An 18,364-nucleotide genomic window follows, 5' to 3' on the forward strand; every position below is an offset into this window, starting at 1 on the left:
CTCACTCCACCGGAGCGACTCCGACGGGGCAGGAGAGGCCGGTTCCACCGATTCCGCAGTAGCCGTTGGGGACCTTGTAGAGGTACTGCTGGTGGTAGTCCTCGGCGTAGTAGAAGTCGGTGGCCCTGGTGATTTCGGTGGTGATGGGGCCGTAGCCGGCGTTGGTGAGGACCTGCTGGTAGGCGTCTCGGGAGGCTTCGGCGGCCTTCTGCTGGACGTCGGTGCGGGGGAAGATCGCTGAACGGTACTGGCTGCCGACGTCGTTGCCCTGGCGCATGCCCTGGGTGGGGTCGTGGGCCTCCCAGAAGACGCGGAGCAGGTCGTCGTAGGTGACCTTGGCGGGGTCGTAGACGACGCGGACGGATTCGGTGTGGCCGGTCAGGCCGCTGCAGACCTCTTCGTAGGTGGGGTTCGGGGTGTAGCCGCCCTCGTAACCGACCGAGGTGGAGATGACGCCGGGGGTCTCCCAGAACTTGCGTTCGGCGCCCCAGAAGCAGCCGAGGGCGAACTCGGCGATTTCGGCGCCGCCGGGGTAGGGCGGTGCGAGGGGCGCGTCGAGGACCTCGTGGCGCGGCGGTACCGGGATGGGCTCGTCCCTGCCGGGGAGCGCCTTCTCCGGAGAGACCATCTGGGTCTTCGCAAAGCCGAACATGCCCCCAGGCTACTCGGCGGCCTGTCAGGACCGTTGTGCGTTTTTGTTGATTACACCTTCGTGAAGCGGGGTGTGGCGTGCGGGTCGCGGCGTAGGTGATGTGGGCTGTTCCCGCTCTACCGACCGCTGCGGGCGGCGAGATTTCGCGCGGCTGATCATGTGGTCGCCGGCCGTTCGGCGGAGCCGGGGTCGGCGGGGGGCGTGCCGGCGGCGCTGTTGATCGTCACGAGGGGACGGACACTGGGAAGCGGTGCCCGAAACCGCCTATAGGGGCTAAAGTGCCGGACGTCACACGCCCGAGTGAGGGAGTTGTCGTTGCGTCTGCTCAGCGTCACCGTGTTGGGAACAGCGCTCGTTGCGGCGGGCATGCTGGCTCCGGCGACGGGGCAGGCGACCGCGGGCGGGGACGGTCCGGTCTCGGTGGAGCCCCGCGCCGTGCGGCCCGGTGAACGGGTCCGGCTCTCGGTGCCGGGATGCGCGGGCCGGGTGGCGGCGGGTTCCGAGGCGTTCGCCGGACGGGCCGTGGACGGGGCGGCCGTCGTCAGGCGGGACGCCGCGCCCGGCACCTATCCGGTCGCGGCACGCTGCGGATCACGGAAAGTGATCGGCGAGGTCCAGGTGGCGGGTCGGGTCGCGTGGCCCGATCTGGTCCCGATCGACCGCGCGGCAAAGTAATTCGGTATAAACCGGAAGAGAGCTCCATTTAACGGGCGTCACTCTCCGTGTCCCCTCGCGCCTTGCAAATGCCCTTATCGCGGGCTCCTCATGCATGCCTGTAAGGCCGACCCGGACAATGAGACAACACAGCCGGCAAGTGATAAGGGTCACGTCGAAACGGTTGAGATTTCTACCGGCCGAAGCCTTGCCCATGTTAATTGATCATGTGATACTCCCACAGAAAGCTACATAACACCGCAACCTTCCCACAAAGCCCGAATCACTCATTCACGTCGTCCCGCCGCGAGGGACGCCGTGCGTCCCGGGCGGCCCGCGTGCCCCGGGACGGCCATCCGCGAGCACTGGTACTCCAACTCAACATCGAGGGGCAGTCGGTAAATGTCCGTTGACGTCGGCGCCGTCCCAGTCCAGAAGGCAAAGAACTTCCCCCTTTACCGCACGGTCGCCGGCTTCGTCCGCGACCCGCTTCGCCAGCTGGAACGGATCAGCACGGAAGGGGACGGCCGGCTCATCCGGCTCGACCTCGGTGCGTCCCACCCCTACCTGGTCACCCATCCCGAGCACATCCAGCAGGTCCTGCGGCGCGAGTCGGGGATCTTCCAGCGGGACGGGGTGTTCTGGCGGCCGCTGCGCGAGCTGATGGGCGGCAGCATCCTGTCCGAGGGCGCCGAGTGGGAGCACAGCAAGCGGGTGCTGCAGCCGGTCTTCACCACCCGCAACGTCAACCGGCTCACCGGGCTGATGGCGGAGGCGATCAACGACGCCGTCGGCAAGCTGGAGGAGCCCGCCCGCGCGGGACGGCCGATCGACGTACTGCCGGAGATGAGCCGGATCGTCAACGAGACCGTGATCAAGGTCCTGTTCGGCGACAAGATCTCCCCGGTCGAGGCCAACAAGCTGATCCCGACGTTCGACCAGATCGCGACCTCGATCTCGGTCCGGTTCCTGCTGCCGTTCCTGCCGCGCGTGCTTCCGATGCCCGGCGACCGGGCGTTCAAGGACGCCGTGCAGGTGATGGACGAGGTCCTGTTCGAGCTGGTGGCGCGCTACCGGGACGACCCGGGCGACGGCAGCGACATCTTCACCGCGCTCTGCCAGGCCCGGGCCGAGGACGGCACCCCGCCGGACGACAAGTGGATCCGCGACAACCTGCTCGCGATGTTCGCGACCAGCACCGAGACCACGACGCTGGCGCTGACCTGGCTGTGGCCGCTGCTGCACGACCACCCGGACGTCCTGGACAGGCTGGTCGAGGAGATCGAGGGCGTGGTGGGCGCCGAACCGGTCCGCCCCGACCATCTTCCGAGGTTGCCGTACGTGTCGCAGGTCGTCCAGGAACTGCTGCGCCTGTACCCGGTGGGCTGGATGTTCCCGCGCATGGCGACCGCCCCGACGATCCTCGGCGGCGTGCACATCGAGCCGGGCGACTCGGTGCTCATCAGCCCCTTCCTCACGCACCGGCTGGCCTCGGTGTGGGACCGTCCGCTGGAGTTCGACCCGGAGCGGTTCACGCTGGAGAACTCCCAGAAGCGGCACCGCTACGCCTACTTCCCGTTCGGCGGCGGACCGCACCAGTGCATCGGCCGCCACGTGTTCGACGTCGAGGCGCGGATGATCCTGACGAGCCTCCTGAGCCGGTTCCGCCCGGCCCTGTCCGACGCGATCCCCGCCATGCCGCGCATCGGCGCGACGCTGCGGCCGCGGGAGTCGATGGAGATGACGCTGACCCCGGTCGGGCGGGACGCGTGAGGGCTGCGGACGGGGCGCCTCCGCATCCCGGCGGCCCCGCGACGCCCGACGCCCTCCTGGACGCGCGGCACAACGGGGCCGTGATGGCGCAGGCCGTGAAATGCGCTCGCGACCTGGCGAGATGCGCCGAGAGCTATCCCGACCTGTTCGACGCCAAGCCGATCGACGAGACCCTGTTCAACGCCGTGGCCTGCGCGAACGCGTTCGGGTCGCCCTGGCTCACCGCGTCCGGGATCCGGATGGCGGCGCGCACCTCGCTGTGGATCTTCGGCCTGGACTGGCTGGTGGACCACGTCGCGACGTCCCGGGACGAGGTCGACGACATCAACCGGCGCTGCCTCGCCGTCGCGGAGGGGGCCCCGCCGGCGCCGGGGGACGGGCTCACCCGGTTCCTCGCCGACATCCGGGACGACGCAGCCGGATCGCCCGCTTTCGCCATGCTGCGCGACCACTGGCTGACCGAGCTCGGGCGGTTGCTGGAGAGCGGGGCCCGCGAGCTGGCCTGGAAGTCGGGCGACCGGGCGGACCGGCCGACCTTCGACCAGTACCTGGACAACGCCGACAACATGGGTTCGGCCTGGGTCAACATCTCGCACTGGGTCGTGCACGCCGACCAGGGGATCCTCGACCACATCGACGAGCTGCAGGTCGTGAGCCGGGACGTGCAGCGGATCCTGCGCCTGCTCAACGATCTCGCCACCTACGAGCGGGACGTCTCCTGGGGCGACCTGAACGCTCAGATGCTCGGTGTGGACCGTGCCCAGATCACCGCCCGGATCGACGAGCTCGTCGCGCGGTGCGGCGGCCTGCTCCGGCCGCTGCGCGACGACTGCCCCGAGGCCGTGGCCTATCTCGAACGGCAGATCGGCTACAGCACCGGCTTCTACGAGCTCGGCGACTACTGGGGTTCGCTGTGACCGCCGAGGAGGTGGGTCCGGACGCGGCCGAGGCCGCCGACCCGGATCCCGACGATCTTTACGCGGCCGCCGGGGCGCTGGTGGCCGATCTCGTGCACCACCCGTGGGGACGGTCGTCACCGTCCATATACGAGACCGGACGGTTGGTGAGCCTTGCCCCGTGGCTGGCCGGGCAGTCCCGGCGGATCCGGTTCCTGCTCGACACGCAGCGGTCGGACGGCGGCTGGGGACCGCCCGATCCGGGATACGCGCTCGTCCCGACCCTCAGCGCGACCGAGGCGCTGCTGTCCGCGCTCGCCCCGGAGGAGGGCCGCCGGCCGGCCGGCGTCCATGCCGCCGAGGTGGCCCGCGGCGCCGGGCGCGCCCTGCGGGCCCTCGCGCGGCGGCTCGACGGCGCCACCGCGGCCGACTTCCCGGACATGCCGGCCATCGAGCACATCACCCCGGCCCTCATCGAGGCGATCAACGGGCACCTCGACCGGCTCCGCGGCGCCCCCGCCCTCGCCGCCTGGTGGACGGGCGGACGGCTGGCCCCGCCCGCCGGGATGGACGGAGCGTTCGTCGCCGCCGCCAAGGCCCACCTGGAGAACGGCGGCGCCGTGCCGCTGAAGGTCCAGCACGCCCTGGAGGTCGCGGGGGCGTCGGCGCGCCGGGCCGGTTCGGTCAGTCCCGTGCCGCTGCCGGCACCGGCGCGCCCCGTCCGCGAGTTCTCCGTGGTGGACCGGCCGGGACGGTTCGCGACGGTCGGCGCCTCCACCGCCGCCACCGCCGCGTGGCTCGGCGGTCCCGACGTCGACAGGGCCGGTGGCCAGGCGGCGCGGCGCTACCTGGAGGCGGCCGTCGAGCAGCACGGCGGTCCCGTCCCGGTCGCCGTCCCGGTGACCAACTTCGAGCGCGGGTGGGTGCTGGGCTGGCTGGCCCGCGCGGGGCTCGCGCCGGCCGTCCCGCCGGAGCTGATCGCCCAGATGCGGGCCTCGCTCGGCGAGGACGGCGCGCCGGGCGGCACCGGCCTGCCCCCCGACGCCGACACCAGTTCCGGCGTGCTGTACGCGTTGTCGCTTCTCGGTGAGCCTCACCCGCCCGACCTGCTCTGGAAGTACGAAACGAGCACGCATTTCTGTAGCTGGCCCGGTGAGAACGGACGGTCGGTCACGACCAACGCGCACGTGCTTGAGGCGTTCGGCCATTACCTGGAGTGCGGTGGCGCCGACCCGACCGGCCGTTACGCGGCGAGCGCGCGGAAATCGGCGTCCTGGCTCATCGGCGAGCAGTTGGACGACGGCCGCTGGGAGGACCGGTGGCATGCATCGCCGCTCTACGCGACCGCTTGTGCCGCCCTGGCACTGAACGAGTTCGGGGGGCCGGAATCGGCGGACGCCGTGCATCGGTCCGTGGAGTGGGTGCTGCGGGAACAGCGCACGGACGGCTCCTGGGGCCGCTGGTGCGGGACCGCCGAGGAGACGGCCTACGCCGTCCACATCCTCGTCCTGGCCCGCCCGTCCGGCGATGCCGCGCCCGACTCGGCGGTGCGGGAGGCGGCGGAGCGCGCGGTCCGGCTGGGCGACGCCTACCTCACCGCGGCCCTGCGGAGCACGCCCGGCACCCTGACCGGCGGTCCAGGGGACGTTGACTCCGGCAAGCCGCCTCTATGGCACGATAAAGACCTATATCGCCCAACGACGATCGTGCGGGCGGCGGTCCTGGGCGCCCTTCGTCTGGCACGGCGTGACACGAGTGTTTCGGCGCGGTGAATTTCACCACCCTGTCAGAGGGTGACCTGCTTGTACGCCTGAGCCGGAAACCATTCACCTTGAGTGGGTTTGGTGGCGTTGGTAAGGTTCACCGGTGCGTTGCCGATCACACGGCATAGCGCTACCCGCACTCACCGCCACCAGTGTCTCGCAGCCGGGCCCCAAGACCTCGCATTGCAGGCACCTTGACAATTGTTGGGGCGATCCATAATGCGTTTCCGCAACTCACGGCTGCGGACCAAGATTGCGGCCCTGCTGGTCTCACTGACCGCGCTGTGGGCCTTCGCCGCCTGGGTGACGTTGCGCGAAGGTGTGAACCTGCTGTTCGTCAGCACCCTGGACAGCGTCGCCGCCCCGAGTGACCCGCTGCTCGTCGAGCTGCAGAACGAGCGCCGGCTCACCGTGACCATGCTCGGGTCCGGCCAGCGGCGCCCCGACCTGCTCACCGCCCAGCGCGCCCGCACCGACAAGGAGCGGGCCGTCGTCGTCGAGAAGGCGCGCAGCGGCGCCGTCCACCGCGCCGCCGACGACGCCATGGACCGGCGGCTGGACGAGATGGTCGGCCTGCTCGGACGGTTGGACCAGGATCGCCGGGCGATCGACACCGGCTCGTTCGACCGGGCCCGCGTCATTCAGACCTACTCCGGCGTCATCGAGTCGATCTTCCACATGTACGACGGGACGACGACGCTCAGCGACAAGGGACTCACCACCGACCTGCGGGCGGAGATCGCGGTCAACCGCTCCTGGGAGCTGCTCTCCCAGGAGGACGCGGTCGTCGCCGGCGTGCTCGCGTCCGGCCGGTTCACCGCCGCCGACCAGATCGGCATCGCGCAGATCGTCGGCGCTCGGAGGCTGCACTACGACCGGGCCATGGTCGACCTCGAAAGCGCCGACCGGCAGGCGTGGAACGAGCTGAAGGCCAACAAGCGGCTCGCCTCCGTCGGCACCCTCGAGGACGCGCTCCTCCTGCGCACGAAGGCGCAGCGGACCCGGGTCACCGCCGAGCAGTGGCGGGGCACCACCGAGCCCGCTCTCACCCAGATGCGCAAGACCATCCAGGACGCCGGCGACCGGCTGGTGGACCGCGCCACCCCCATGGCGATCTGGGTCATCATCCGGCTGCTGCTCGCCGGTGGACTCGGCCTCCTCGCGGTCATCGCGTCCGTCGTCGTGTCGATCACCACGGCGCGCGCCCTCGTCCGGCAGCTGGAGCGGCTGCGCGGCGCCGCGTGGGAGCTGGCCGAGCAGCGGCTGCCCGGTGTCGTCGAGCGGCTCGGGCACGGCGAGAAGGTGGACGTCGAGGTCGAGGCGCCGCCGCTGCGGTTCGGCAACGACGAGATCGGCCAGGTGGGCCGTGCGTTCAACGCCGTCCAGGAGACCGCGATCCGCACCGCCGTCGAGCAGGCGGAACTGCGCCGCGGCATCCGGGACGTTCTGCTGAGCCTGGCCCGCCGCACCCAGACGCTGGTGCACCGGCAGCTCACCATGCTGGACACGATGGAGCGCCGCCGCGACATCGAGACCAAGGAGCTGGAGGAGCTGTTCCGGCTCGACCACCTCGCGACCCGCATGCGGCGCAACGCCGAGAACCTCATCGTGCTGTCGGGCGCCCTCCCGGCCCGCGGGTGGCGCAACTCCGTCCCGATGGTGGACGTCGTCCGCGCCGCCGTCGGCGAGGTCGAGGACTACACCCGCGTGACCGTCCTGCCGTTCGGCCCGGTCGAGCTGGCCGGACGCGCGGTCGGTGACATCACCCACCTGCTCGCCGAGCTGATCGAGAACGCCGTGTCGTTCTCCCCGCCCGACACCATCGTGCAGGTCGGCGGGCACCTGGTCGCCAGCGGCTTCGCCATCGACATCGAGGACCGCGGGCTCGGCATGACCGACGAGAAGCTCGCCGAGATCAACGAGCGGATCGCCGACCCGCCCGACTTCAACCTGCAGAGCTCGGTCCAGCTCGGCCTGTTCGTGGTCAGCAAGCTCGCCGAGCGGTACAACGTGCAGGTGTCGCTGAAGCGGTCCGCCTACGGCGGCACGACCGCCGTCGTCGTGGTCCCCAGGGACCTGATCGTCGAGCAGGGTCCGGCGCAGGTGCCGGCCGGCACCACCACCCAGAACGGCTTGGAGGTCCGCCGCCCCGCCGCCGTCGGCGCCGCGATCCGCTCCGCCTCCCCCACGGTGACGCTCCCCCCGGCGGGCACCGGACCGCAGCCCGTCGGACCGGCTCTCGTGGCGGTCCCCCCGCCGGCCGCGGAGCCGCTGCCCATCCGGCCCGCCCCCGGACCGGAGCCCGAGGCCCCCACGTCCGCGTGGCGCGACGATCCCGCGGACGGCGCGCGTCCCGACCCCATCGAGCCGGAGGACCTGCCACCCGTGCCCGACATCTCCACCACACCGTCCGGTCTCCCCGTCCGAGTGCCGCAGGCGAACCTGGCCGAACCCCTGCGCACCGATGAGCCCGTCGTCGCCGACGAGCAGGACGAGCAGGAGGACCCGGGCCGCTCCCCCGAGGAGATCCAGCGGATCATGGGTTCCTACCAGCGCGGCACCCAGCGGGGCCGCGTCGACGCGGCGGAAGCCCTCGGCACCAACGCAGCGGAAGGCGAGGCAGAGCAGTGACGCAGAAGACCGGTTCCTCCTCCGATCTGGGCTGGCTGCTGGACGACCTGGTCCACCGGCTGCCGCACGCCCGCAGCGCGGTCGTGCTCTCGGCGGACGGCCTGCTCATGGCGTCGTCCGAGGGCATGACGCAGGACGACGGCGAGCACCTCGCCGCCGTCGCCGCCGGCATCCAGAGCCTCGCCAAGGGGGCCGGCACCCGCTTCGGCGGCGGGCCCGTCCGGCAGACGATCGTCGAGATGGCCTCGGCGTTCCTGCTGGTCACGGTCGCCGGCAAGGGCGCCTGCCTCGCCGTCCTGGCCGGTGAGGAGGTCGACGTCGGCCTCACCGCCTACGAGATGGCGATGCTCGTCACGGCCATGGGCCACCACCTCACCTCGCCGTCGCGTTCGGAGTCCGCGCAGGAGGGGCGCCCGGCATGATGCCCCCCGAGGATCCCTCCCAGGAGCCCTGGGCGGACGAGGCCGCGGCGCCGCGCCCGCTCTCCGGCGACCGGTTCCTGGACGAGCACGCGGGCCCGATGGTGCGGCCGTACGTGATGACCAGCGGCCGCATCGAGCCGACCCGCGGCAAGTTCGACCTCATCACCCTGGTGGTGGCGGCCGGAGCCGAGCCGGAGGGCGCGATCGGCCTCGGACCCGAGCACCTGTCCATCATCCGGCTCTGCCAGTCGGTGATGTCGGTGGCCGAGATCACCGGCCATCTCGACCTTCCCGTGGCGACCGTGCGGGTGATGCTCGGCGACCTGCTCGACAAGGGGTTCGTCTCCCTGCAGGAACCCGAACCGGAAGCGGACATGCACGACATCAGGCTCTACAAGGCGGTGATCGATGGTCTCCGGGCCCTCTAGGCGCGACGTCCGCGCCCGCCGGCTCCCCACGGCGGTCAAGATCGTGATCGCGGGTGGCTTCGGGGTCGGCAAGACCACGATGGTGGGCACGGTCTCGGAGACCCGCCCCCTGCGCACCGAGGAGTTGCTGACCGACGAGAGCGTCGGCATCGACGACATCTCCGGGGTGGAACGCAAGCAGACCACCACGGTCGCGATGGACTTCGGCCGCATCACGATGCGCAACGAGTACGTCCTCTACCTGTTCGGCACCCCCGGCCAGGAGCGCTTCTGGTTCATGTGGGACGAGGTCTCGCTCGGCGCGCTCGGCGCCGTCGTCCTCGCCGACACGCGCCGCCTGTCGGACTGCTTCCCGTCCGTCGACTACTTCGAGCGCCGCGGCACCCCGTTCATCGTCGCCGTGAACTGCTTCGAGGGCGCCCAGCGCTACGACCTCACGGAGATCCAGATGGCCCTCAACCTGGGGCCCAAGGTCCCCGTCATGCTCTGCGACGCCCGCAGCCTCGGCTCCTGCAAGGAGGTCCTCATCGACCTGGTCCTGCACGCCATGAAGACCCGGGGCCTGAACGAAGAACCAGAACCCCAGAACGCCTAGCAGGGGGTGCCGCCGGCGACGGCCTCGGCGAAGGCGCGGAGGCCGGCCGTGGCGCGGTCCCGGTGCCAGACGAGCGTGAGCGCCGAGTCCGGCAGCCCGGTGAGCGGGACGAAGACGACGTCGTCCCGCCTGTGGCGGCGGGCGGTCGGGACGCAGAGCGGCATCGCGCCGCGCCCGGCGGCGACCATCGCGAGGCCCTCCTGGATCGTGCCGACGGCCGGTCCGGGCGGGATCTCGCGGCCGCCGGGCGTGAGCCGCGGCGACTGCGCCTCGCGCCAGTACCGCGGTGCCGGGCCGGCGATCCCGACCAGCGTGTGCCCGGCCAGATCCTCGGCGCGGACCGACGGGCGGGCCGCGAGCGGATGGTGCGCCGGGACGGCCAAACTCAGCGGCGCTTCGGAGAAGACCGGGCCGACGACCAGGCCGGGCTCCCGCACGGGGGTCAGGACGATCGCGGCGTCCACGTCCCCGCCCAGGACCGGCCCGAACGGGTCGGCCAGCCGCATCTCCACCGAGTGGACCTCGCAGCCGGGATGGTCGCGCTGGAACGCGCGGACGAGACCCGTCAGCGTCTCGTCCAGCGAACCGAGAAAGCCGATCCGCAGCACCCCGTCGACACCGCGTGCCCTGGCCCTGGCCCCTTCGACGACGTCGAGGAGGGCTGCGTAGGCCGGGCGCAGCTCCTCGCGCAGGGTCGCGCCGAGCGGGGTCAGCCGGACGCGGCGGCTGGTGCGCTCGACCAGCCGGGCCCCGATCCGCGACTCCAGGGCGCGCAGCAGTTGGCTGACGCGGCTCTGGGAGAGGTAGAGGCGCTCCGCCGTCCGCCCGAAGTGCAGTTCCTCGCTGAGGACGAGGAAGCACTCCAGCTCCCGGGCCTCCAGTTCCGGCACGTCGCTCCCCGGGTCCGCGATCGATGAGTCTCGCTCATACAAGGATGCGGTCTTCGCCGTTGTTCCCTGGGGAGGCGGCGCGCAAGGGTCGGAGCCATGACGGTTCCTTCTGCTCCCTCGCCGCGCCGGGGGTGGCCGGCGGTGCTCGCGGTCGCCGCGGCCACGTTCCTCGTCGTCACCAGCGAGATGCTCCCGGTCGGGCTGCTGACCTCGATCGGCCCGGAGCTCGGGGTGTCCGCGGGCACGGCGGGGCTGGCGATGACCATTCCCGGCCTCGTCGCCGCGCTGTCCGCGCCGGCGATCTCCGCGGCCACCGCCCGGCTGGACCGCCGGGCGGTGCTGGTCGTGCTCGCGGGCCTGCTGGCCGCGGCCGACCTCGGCTCGGCCGCGGCGCCCGGACTGCCGGCGCTGCTGGTGTCGCGGGTCCTGGTCGGCGTGGCGATCGGCGGGGTGTGGGCGATCGCCGGCGGGCTGGCGGCACGGCTGGTGCCGGAGCGCTCCGCCGGCACCGCCACTTCGGTGATCTTCGGCGGGATCGCGGTGGCGTCGGTGGCGGGAGTCCCGGCCGGCACGCTGATCGGTGACGTCGCGGGCTGGCGGGCCGCGTTCGCCGTGGCCGGAGCGCTGTCGCTGGCCGCCTGCGCCGCGCTCGCCGTCCTCCTGCCGGCCCTGCCCGGAACCGGCCCGGCGGGCTTCCAGGACATGCCGCGGGTGCTGCGCTCACCCCGCGTGCGAACCGGTCTGCTGGTGACACTGCTCCTGGTCACCGGGCATTTCGCGGCGTACACCTATGTGCGTCCGGTGCTGGAGCGGGTGTCCGGCGTGGACCCGACCCTGATCAGCACCCTGCTGCTGCTGTACGGCGCGGCGGGCATCGCCGGCAACTTCGCCGCGGGAACGGCCGCCGCCCGCGCCCCGCGCCGCACCCTGGTGCGGATCGCCCTTCTGCTCGCGCCGGCCGTCCTGCTGTTCCCGGTCGTCGGCCGGTCAGCGCTTCCGGCGGTCGTGCTGCTGGTCCTGTGGGGCGCCGCCTACGGCGGCGTATCGGTCACGTTGCAGAACTGGCTGCTACAGGCGGTGCCACCGCACACCGCCGAGCCGGCGTCGGCCCTGTTCGTCGCCACGTTCAACATCGCCATCTCCATCGGGGCGCTGTCAGGCGGCCAGGTAGCCGACACCGCCGGTGAGACGGGCGTCATGTGGCTGGGCGGAACCCTAACCGCCCTAGCCCTAGCCCTAGCCGCCGCAACCATTCGACGACCAGACCCCTCAATCTCACGCCCGAGAAGAGATTCAAGCGCAGCAAGAACCTGAAAACCCGAAGCACCCCTCGCACCCACCACTGCAACTCCCCCCACCCGCACCGCAACCACGCAGCGACCCGAAGGCCCGCGATCGCGTCCGAAGGCAGATTCGAGCGAAGCAAGAATCTGATCGCGCAGCGAGCCGCAAGGCGAGTCGAAGCGATGCCAGCGATCGCCCGCTTTTCTCGACGATGGAGGGCCGCCAGGCCCGAAGGAGGAGAGAAAAGCTATCCAGTACGAGTGATCACGTAGTCGCAGAGGTTGGTGAGGGCCTCGCGGGCGGGGATCTCGGGGAGGGTGAGGAGTTCGGTGCGGGCGTCCTCGGCCCAGCGGCGGAGGTCGGTGCGGGCGCGGTCCATGGCGGGGTGGGCGCGCAGGAGGGTGAGGGTCTCGGCGTGGAGGGCGTCGTCCGTGAGGTCCTGGGTGAGGAGTTCGCGGAGGCGGGCGTCGTCGGGGCCGGAGCCGATGCCGGCGAGGACGTGGTGCATGGGGAGGGTGCGGATGCCCTCGCGAAGGTCGGTGCCGGGGGTCTTGCCGGACTCCTCGGTCTCGGAGGCGATGTCGAGGATGTCGTCGGACAGCTGGAAGGCGATGCCGATCTTCTCGCAGGCGGAGGTGACCGTGTCGACGACGTGGGCGGGGGCGCCCGAGAGCAGGGCGCCGAACTGGCCGGAGACGGCGATCAGGGACGCGGTCTTGTCGGCGACGACCTGGAGGTAGTGCTTGAGGGGGTCGGCGTCCTCGCCGGGGCCGACGGTCTCCTGGATCTGGCCGCGGACCAGGCGGGCGAACGCGCGGGCCTGGATGCGGACGGCCTCGGGGCCAAGGTCGGCGAGCAGGTCGGACGCGCGGGCGAACAGGTAGTCGCCGGTGAGGATGGCGACGGTGTTCGTCCAGCGGGAGTTGGCCGACTCCTGGCCGCGGCGGACGGTGGCCTCGTCCATGACGTCGTCGTGGTAGAGGGTGCCGAGGTGGGTGAGCTCGACGACGACGGCGGCGGGGACGACGCCGGGCGCCGCCGGGTCGCCGAAGTGGGAGGCCAGCAGCACCAGCATCGGCCGGAACCGCTTGCCGCCCGCCTCGACGAGGTGCTGCGAGGCCTCGGTGAGCAGCGGGTCCTCGCCCCGGACGCAGTCGAGCAGCAGGGACTCGACGGCGGCGAGGCGCTCCTTGGCGTCGGACGCGAGCGCGGCGTCGACGGGAAGCCCGAACGGGCCGGTCTCCTGGATGGCCGGCCCGCCGGACTTCTCAGCGAATGGGTTGCTCACCCAAGACTCCCTACCGGACGAACATGTGGGTCGTGGCCTGCCCCGCGAGGTCCAGAACGGGCTGCGGGATCACGCCGAGTACCACAGTAGCCGTCACTCCGACCGCGACCGCGACCGCGGTCGCCGGGCCGGCCACCACGACGGGGCCCTCGGCTTCAGGCTCGCTGAAGAACATGACGACGATCACACGGACGTAGAAGAACGCGGCGACCGCGGAGGAGATCACGGCGACGATCACCAGGGGCGTCGCGCCGCCCTCGACGGCCGCCTTGAACACCGCGAACTTCCCGGTGAATCCGCTGGTCAGCGGGATGCCCGCGAAGCCCAGAAGGAAGAAGGCGAAGACGCCCGCGACCACCGGGGACCGCTTGCCGAGGCCCGCCCACCGCGACAGGTGGCCGGCCTCGCCGCCCGCGTCCCGCACCATCGTCACGACGGCGAACGCGCCGATCGAGGTGAAGCCGTAGGCGACCAGGTAGAACATCGTGCTGGACAGGCCGTCCGCCGAGCTGGCGATCACGCCCATGAGCAGGAAGCCCGCGTGCGCGATCGAGGAGTAGGCCAGCATCCGCTTGATGTCGGTCTGCGTGATCGCGATGATCGACCCGGCGACCATGGTGAGAATGGCCACACCCCACATGAGGGGCCGCCAGTCCCACTTCAGCGTCTCGAACGCGACGTAGTAGACGCGCAGGATCCCGCCGAACGCGGCGACGACGGTGCAGGACGCCATCAGCGCCGTGATCGGGGTGGGGGCGCCCTGGTAGACGTCCGGCTTCCACATGTGGAACGGGACGCCGCCGAGCTTGAACAGCAGCCCGACCGACAGCAGCGCGACGCCCGCGAGGAGCAGGGTCTCGCTGCCCGCGTCCTTGCCGATCTGTGCGGAGATGTCCGACAGCCGGACGGACCCGGCGTACCCGTACAGCAGCGCCGCCCCGTACAGGAAGAACGCCGAGGAGAACGCGCCGAGCAGGAAGTACTTGACCGCCGCCTCCTGCGAGAGGAGGCGCCGCCGGCGGGCGAGCCCGCACAGCAGGTACAGCGGCAGCGACATGACCTCCAGCGCCACGAACATGGTGAGCAGGTCGTTGGCCGCCGGGAACATCACCATGCCGCCGACGGCGAACATCATCAGCGGGAACACCTCGGTCTGGGTGAACCCCGCCTGGGCGGTGCGCTGCTCGGCCTCGCTGCCGGGCAGGGCGGACGCCTGCGCGGCGAAGTGGCCGCCGGCCCTGCCGTCGCCCCGCTCGGCGATGAGCAGGAGGCTGACCAGGGCCAGCACCAGGATGGTGCCCTGGATGAACAGGGTGGGGCCGTCCACGCCCAGGGCGCCCTCGGCGGCGACGTGGTGCGGGTTGTCGCGCCACGCCAGCGCGATCGTCCAGCCGAACCCGCCCGCGAGGCCGAGGAACGCGAGCGGCACCTGCACCCAGTAGCGCGCGTTCCGGCCGACGAACGCCTCGACGAGCACGCCCACGACGGCGACGCCGAGGACCAGGAGCAGCGGGCCGATCTGCCCGTACTCGATGTGCGGTGCGGGGATGTCACCCCCCTGCGCGAGGACCGCGCTCACCTGACTGGTGGTGCTCATGGACGGGCTCCGTTCTCGGCGACGTTACCGGTGATGTCCGGCGCCGGGTCGTGCTGGCCGACCCGGGCCAGCGTGTGGCCCACCGACGGGTTGATCACGTGCAGCACCGGCTGCGGGAAGAAGCCCATCGCCACGATGATCGCGATGATCGGGGCGAGGGCCCACTTCTCCCGGGCGGACAGGTCCTTCATGCCCTCGACCGCGGGCGTCTTCGGGCCGCCCATGGTCCGCTGGTACATCCACAGGACGTAGACGGCGGCGAGCACGACGCCGCTCACCGCGAGCGCGCCCGCCCACTCGTACCGGCTGAACGTCCCGACGATGACGAGGAACTCCGACACGAACGTGGACAGCCCGGGCAGCGACAGCGCGGACAGGCCGGCGACCAGGAACATCCCGGCGAGGACGGGCGCGACCTTCTGCACCCCGCCGAAGTCGGAGATCCGCGCCGACCGCCGCCGGACGATCATGAAGCCGACGACGAGGAACAGCGCGCCGGTGGAGAACCCGTGGTTAACCATGTAGAGCGCGGCGCCGGACTGCCCCTGCGACGTCATCGCGAAGATGCCGAGGACGATGAACCCGAAGTGCGACACCGACGTGTAGGCGATGAGGCGCTTCATGTCGACCTGGCCGATCGCGAGGACCGCGCCGTAGATGATGCTGAGCACCGCGAAGGCCAGCACGACCGGGGTCGCCCACTTGGCGGCGCCGGGGAACAGCTCCAGGCAGAACCGGAGCATGCCGTAGGTGCCGACCTTGTCCAGGACGCCGACGATCAGCACCAGCGCGCCCGCCGGGGACTGCTGCGCCGCGTCCGGCAGCCAGGTGTGCACCGGCACCATCGGCGCCTTGATCGCGAACGCGACGAAGAAGCCGAGGAACAGCCACTTGGCCGTCGTCGGGTCGATGTTCATCTTCGACAGCTCGTCGAACATGAACGTGCCGTGCCCGAGGCCGCCCTCGTCGACCGACCGGCTCGACAGCGGGTACAGCCAGATGACGGCGACGAGCATCAGCAGCCCGCCGAACAGCGAGTACAGCAGGAACTTCACCGCGGCGTAGGAGCGCTGCGCGCCGCCGTAGTACCCGATGATGAAGTACACCGGGATGAGCATCGCCTCGAAGAAGACGTAGAACAGGAACACGTCCGTCGCGGCGAAGACGCCGATCATGGCCGCTTCCATCGTCAGCAGCAGCGCGAAGTAGGTCTTCACCGACCGCTTCGCCGGGACGTCCACGCCGCCGGACCGGTCGGCCTCGTTCCACGAGGCGAGCATGACCAGCGGGACGAGGACCACCGACAGCAGGATCAGCACCAGCGCGACGCCGTCGACGCCCACCGCCCAGTGGACCCCGAACTCCTTGATCCACCAGTACTTCTCGGTGAACTGGAACCGCGCACCGCCCGCGTCGAAGCCCGCCGCCATGACACCGGCGAGGACCGCGACGAGGAGGGAGACGCCGAGCGAGAACTGCTTGACCAGTGCCTCCCGCTCGCGCGGGATGGCGCTGAGCAGCACCGCGCCCACCAGTGGCAGCGCGATGAGGACGCTCAGCCAGGGAAAGTCGCTCATGACACGTTCACCACCAGGAGCGCCGCGACCACGAGGGCCGCACCGCCCAGCATCGAGAGGGCGTAGGAGCGGGCGAAGCCGGTCTGGACGCGCCGGAGCCGGCCGGAACTGCCGCCGACGCCGGCGGCCGTTCCGTTGACGGCGCCGTCGACGCCGCGTCCGTCGAACCAGACCGCGAGCCGGGTCAGCCACTGGCCGGGACGCATCAGCAGCGACTCGTTGAGCGCGTCGCCGTAGAGGTCCTTGCGGGCCGCGACGGTGACGAACGAGCCCTTGGGCGCCTCGCGCGGCACCTTGCGGGCGCCGTACTGCATCCAGGCGATCCCGGCGCCGACGATCATCAGGACGAAGGTGGCGGCACCCGGCGCGGTGAGCCACTTGAACTCGTGCTCGTGCTCGGGCGCCCCGACGACCGGTTCGAGGAAGTCGGGGAAGCCTCCGAGGACCAGGAACCCGCCCGCGAAGACGGAGCCGACCGCGAGCAGCATCAGGGGCCAGGTCATGACGGCCGGCGACTCGTGCGGGTGGACGTCGTCCTCCCAGCGCTTCTCACCGAAGAACGTCATGAACATGACCCGCGACATGTAGTACGCGGTGATCCCGGCGCCGAGCAGCGCGCAGGAGCCGAGGATCATTCCGGACGTGCCGCCCTTGTCGTAGGCGGCCTCGATGATGCCGTCCTTGGTGAACCAGCCGGACAGGCCGGGGAACCCGATGATGGCGAGGTACCCGAGCCCGAACGTCGCGTAGGTGATCACCATCACCGTGCGCAGCGCGCCGTAGTGGCGCATGTTCACGTCGTCCTTCATGCCGTGCATGACGGAGCCGGCGCCGAGGAACAGGCCCGCCTTGAAGAAGCCGTGCGCGACGAGGTGCGCGATGGCGAACACGTAGCCCGCCGGGCCGAGCCCGGCGGCCAGCACCATGTAGCCGATCTGCGACATCGTCGATCCGGCGAGGGCCTTCTTGATGTCGTCCTTGCCGCAACCGATGATCGCACCGGCGAGCAGCGTGGCCGCGCCGACGATCGTCACCACCAGCTGCGCGGTCTCGGACATCTCGAAGATCGGGCCGGACCGGACGATCAGGTAGACGCCCGCGGTCACCATCGTGGCGGCGTGGATGAGGGCCGAGACCGGGGTCGGGCCCTCCATCGCGTCCAGCAGCCAGGACTGCAGCGGGAGCTGCGCCGACTTGCCGCACGCGCCGACCAGGAGCAGCAGCCCGATGGCCGTCGCGGTGCCGGTGCCGAGCTTGGAGGCGAGCCCCACGTGCTCGGCGCCGGTGCCGAGGACCGAGCCGAAGTCGATGCTGCCGAACGAGGCGAAGACCAGCGCGATCGCGATGATCAGCCCCATGTCGCCGACGCGGTTGACGACGAACGCCTTCTTCGCGGCGGTCGCGGCCGTCGGCTTGTGCTGCCAGAACCCGATCAGCAGGTAGGAGGCGAGTCCGACGCCCTCCCAGCCGAGGAACAGGATCAGGAAGTTGCCTCCCAGCACCAGCAGCAGCATCGCCGCCAGGAACAGGTTCAGGTAGGCGAAGAACCGGCGCCGGTCGGGGTCCTCGGCCATGTAGCCGATGGAGTAGATGTGGATGAGCGAGCCCACCCCGGTGATCAGCAGGACGAAGGTGATGGACAGCGGGTCCACCAGCAGGTCCATGCCGACCTTGAACGTGCCGACGTCGATGAAGTCCCACAGGTGCAGGGTGCGGCGCCGGACCTCGGCGTCGTACCCGATCATCTGGGCGAACATCGCGGCGCCCACCGCGAACGACGCCACCGACATCGCGGCGCCGAGCAGGTGGCCCCACCTGTCGGTCCGCCGCCCTCCCAGCAGGAGGATCGCGGCGCCCGCGAGCGGGAGCGCGACGAGGAGCCAGGACGCGGCCTGGATGCCTTCCGCTTTCATC

At 71.1% G+C, this 18,364-nt stretch carries 15 protein-coding genes; 9 read left to right on the plus strand and 6 right to left on the minus strand.

What is annotated here, in order from left to right; translation table 11 throughout:
* Position 1: 1 nt before the first annotated feature.
* On the minus strand, positions 2-652 hold the full coding sequence (gene msrA, locus CHC11_RS31450; protein ID WP_089315485.1) for a peptide-methionine (S)-S-oxide reductase MsrA: 651 nt from the start codon (positions 650-652) through the stop codon (positions 2-4).
* A 315-nt stretch (positions 653-967) separates the two neighbouring features.
* Here msrA and CHC11_RS31455 point away from each other — a divergent pair, with 315 nt between their 5' ends.
* The 8 genes from CHC11_RS31455 to CHC11_RS31490 all read left to right on the plus strand — a co-directional run bounded on the left by CHC11_RS31455 (position 968) and on the right by CHC11_RS31490 (position 9,814).
* A complete protein-coding gene (locus tag CHC11_RS31455) occupies positions 968-1,327 on the plus strand; it encodes a hypothetical protein (RefSeq protein WP_143227402.1) in 360 nt (119 codons plus the stop codon).
* Positions 1,328-1,708: 381 nt separating this feature from the next.
* On the plus strand, positions 1,709-3,079 hold the full coding sequence (locus CHC11_RS31460; protein WP_089315487.1) for a cytochrome P450: 1,371 nt from the start codon (positions 1,709-1,711) through the stop codon (positions 3,077-3,079).
* On the plus strand, positions 3,076-3,996 hold the full coding sequence (locus CHC11_RS41725; protein WP_245919996.1) for a terpene synthase family protein: 921 nt from the start codon (positions 3,076-3,078) through the stop codon (positions 3,994-3,996). The genes CHC11_RS31460 and CHC11_RS41725 overlap by 4 nt, the downstream gene beginning before the upstream one ends.
* Positions 3,993-5,747 (plus strand): prenyltransferase/squalene oxidase repeat-containing protein, encoded by a 1,755-nt coding sequence (locus tag CHC11_RS31470; protein ID WP_245919999.1) that lies wholly within the window; start codon positions 3,993-3,995, stop codon positions 5,745-5,747. Before CHC11_RS41725 ends, CHC11_RS31470 begins: the two co-directional genes overlap by 4 nt.
* Positions 5,748-5,957: 210 nt before the next feature.
* Positions 5,958-8,369, plus strand: coding sequence for a sensor histidine kinase (locus CHC11_RS31475; RefSeq protein WP_089315488.1), 2,412 nt, complete (start codon positions 5,958-5,960; stop codon positions 8,367-8,369).
* The gene (locus CHC11_RS31480) at positions 8,366-8,791 is read left to right on the plus strand and encodes a roadblock/LC7 domain-containing protein (protein WP_089315489.1); all 426 of its coding nucleotides are present in this window, start codon (positions 8,366-8,368) and stop codon (positions 8,789-8,791) included. The genes CHC11_RS31475 and CHC11_RS31480 overlap by 4 nt, the downstream gene beginning before the upstream one ends.
* The gene (locus CHC11_RS31485) at positions 8,788-9,219 is read left to right on the plus strand and encodes a DUF742 domain-containing protein (protein ID WP_089315490.1); all 432 of its coding nucleotides are present in this window, start codon (positions 8,788-8,790) and stop codon (positions 9,217-9,219) included. The genes CHC11_RS31480 and CHC11_RS31485 overlap by 4 nt, the downstream gene beginning before the upstream one ends.
* Complete coding sequence (locus CHC11_RS31490) at positions 9,200-9,814, plus strand: GTP-binding protein (protein ID WP_089315491.1); 615 nt, start codon at positions 9,200-9,202, stop codon at positions 9,812-9,814. The genes CHC11_RS31485 and CHC11_RS31490 overlap by 20 nt, the downstream gene beginning before the upstream one ends.
* Here CHC11_RS31490 and CHC11_RS31495 read toward each other — a convergent pair.
* Positions 9,811-10,704 (minus strand): LysR family transcriptional regulator, encoded by an 894-nt coding sequence (locus CHC11_RS31495; protein WP_089315492.1) that lies wholly within the window; start codon positions 10,702-10,704, stop codon positions 9,811-9,813. The genes CHC11_RS31490 and CHC11_RS31495 overlap by 4 nt on opposite strands.
* Before the next feature lie 96 nt (positions 10,705-10,800).
* On the opposite strand from CHC11_RS31495, the gene CHC11_RS31500 reads away from it, so the two are divergent.
* Positions 10,801-12,018 (plus strand): MFS transporter, encoded by a 1,218-nt coding sequence (locus CHC11_RS31500; protein ID WP_089315493.1) that lies wholly within the window; start codon positions 10,801-10,803, stop codon positions 12,016-12,018.
* 217 nt (positions 12,019-12,235) lie between these two features.
* Here CHC11_RS31500 and CHC11_RS31505 read toward each other — a convergent pair whose 3' ends face one another.
* From CHC11_RS31505 to nuoL, 4 genes are read right to left on the minus strand one after another with little or no spacing between them, the layout of a single operon-like run.
* Positions 12,236-13,237 carry a polyprenyl synthetase family protein gene (locus CHC11_RS31505; protein ID WP_089315573.1) on the minus strand — a complete coding sequence of 334 codons (1,002 nt, stop codon included), beginning with the start codon at positions 13,235-13,237 and terminating at the stop codon, positions 12,236-12,238.
* A gap of 49 nt (positions 13,238-13,286) precedes the next feature.
* Complete coding sequence (nuoN, locus tag CHC11_RS31510; protein ID WP_089315494.1) at positions 13,287-14,873, minus strand: NADH-quinone oxidoreductase subunit NuoN; 1,587 nt, start codon at positions 14,871-14,873, stop codon at positions 13,287-13,289.
* Positions 14,870-16,450 (minus strand): NADH-quinone oxidoreductase subunit M, encoded by a 1,581-nt coding sequence (locus CHC11_RS31515; protein WP_089315495.1) that lies wholly within the window; start codon positions 16,448-16,450, stop codon positions 14,870-14,872. The genes nuoN and CHC11_RS31515 overlap by 4 nt, the downstream gene beginning before the upstream one ends.
* The gene (gene nuoL, locus CHC11_RS31520; RefSeq protein WP_089315496.1) at positions 16,447-18,363 is read right to left on the minus strand and encodes an NADH-quinone oxidoreductase subunit L; all 1,917 of its coding nucleotides are present in this window, start codon (positions 18,361-18,363) and stop codon (positions 16,447-16,449) included. Before nuoL ends, CHC11_RS31515 begins: the two co-directional genes overlap by 4 nt.
* Position 18,364 lies beyond the last annotated feature (1 nt).

This window comes from Actinomadura mexicana, from assembly GCF_900188105.1.
GTDB lineage: Bacteria > Actinomycetota > Actinomycetes > Streptosporangiales > Streptosporangiaceae > Spirillospora > Spirillospora mexicana.

Excerpts from the sequence above, each read along its gene's own strand:
- msrA (WP_089315485.1), bottom strand. The coding sequence starts at position 652 with ATGTTCGGCTTTGCGAAGACCCAGATGGTCTCTCCGGAGAAGGCGCTC.
- CHC11_RS31460 (WP_089315487.1), top strand. The coding sequence starts at position 1,709 with ATGTCCGTTGACGTCGGCGCCGTCCCAGTCCAGAAGGCAAAGAACTTC.
- CHC11_RS31475 (WP_089315488.1), top strand. The coding sequence starts at position 5,958 with ATGCGTTTCCGCAACTCACGGCTGCGGACCAAGATTGCGGCCCTGCTG.
- CHC11_RS31485 (WP_089315490.1), top strand. The coding sequence starts at position 8,788 with ATGATGCCCCCCGAGGATCCCTCCCAGGAGCCCTGGGCGGACGAGGCC.
- CHC11_RS31490 (WP_089315491.1), top strand. The coding sequence starts at position 9,200 with ATGGTCTCCGGGCCCTCTAGGCGCGACGTCCGCGCCCGCCGGCTCCCC.
- CHC11_RS31500 (WP_089315493.1), top strand. The coding sequence starts at position 10,801 with ATGACGGTTCCTTCTGCTCCCTCGCCGCGCCGGGGGTGGCCGGCGGTG.
- nuoN (WP_089315494.1), bottom strand. The coding sequence starts at position 14,873 with ATGAGCACCACCAGTCAGGTGAGCGCGGTCCTCGCGCAGGGGGGTGAC.
- CHC11_RS31515 (WP_089315495.1), bottom strand. The coding sequence starts at position 16,450 with ATGAGCGACTTTCCCTGGCTGAGCGTCCTCATCGCGCTGCCACTGGTG.
- nuoL (WP_089315496.1), bottom strand. The coding sequence starts at position 18,363 with ATGAAAGCGGAAGGCATCCAGGCCGCGTCCTGGCTCCTCGTCGCGCTC.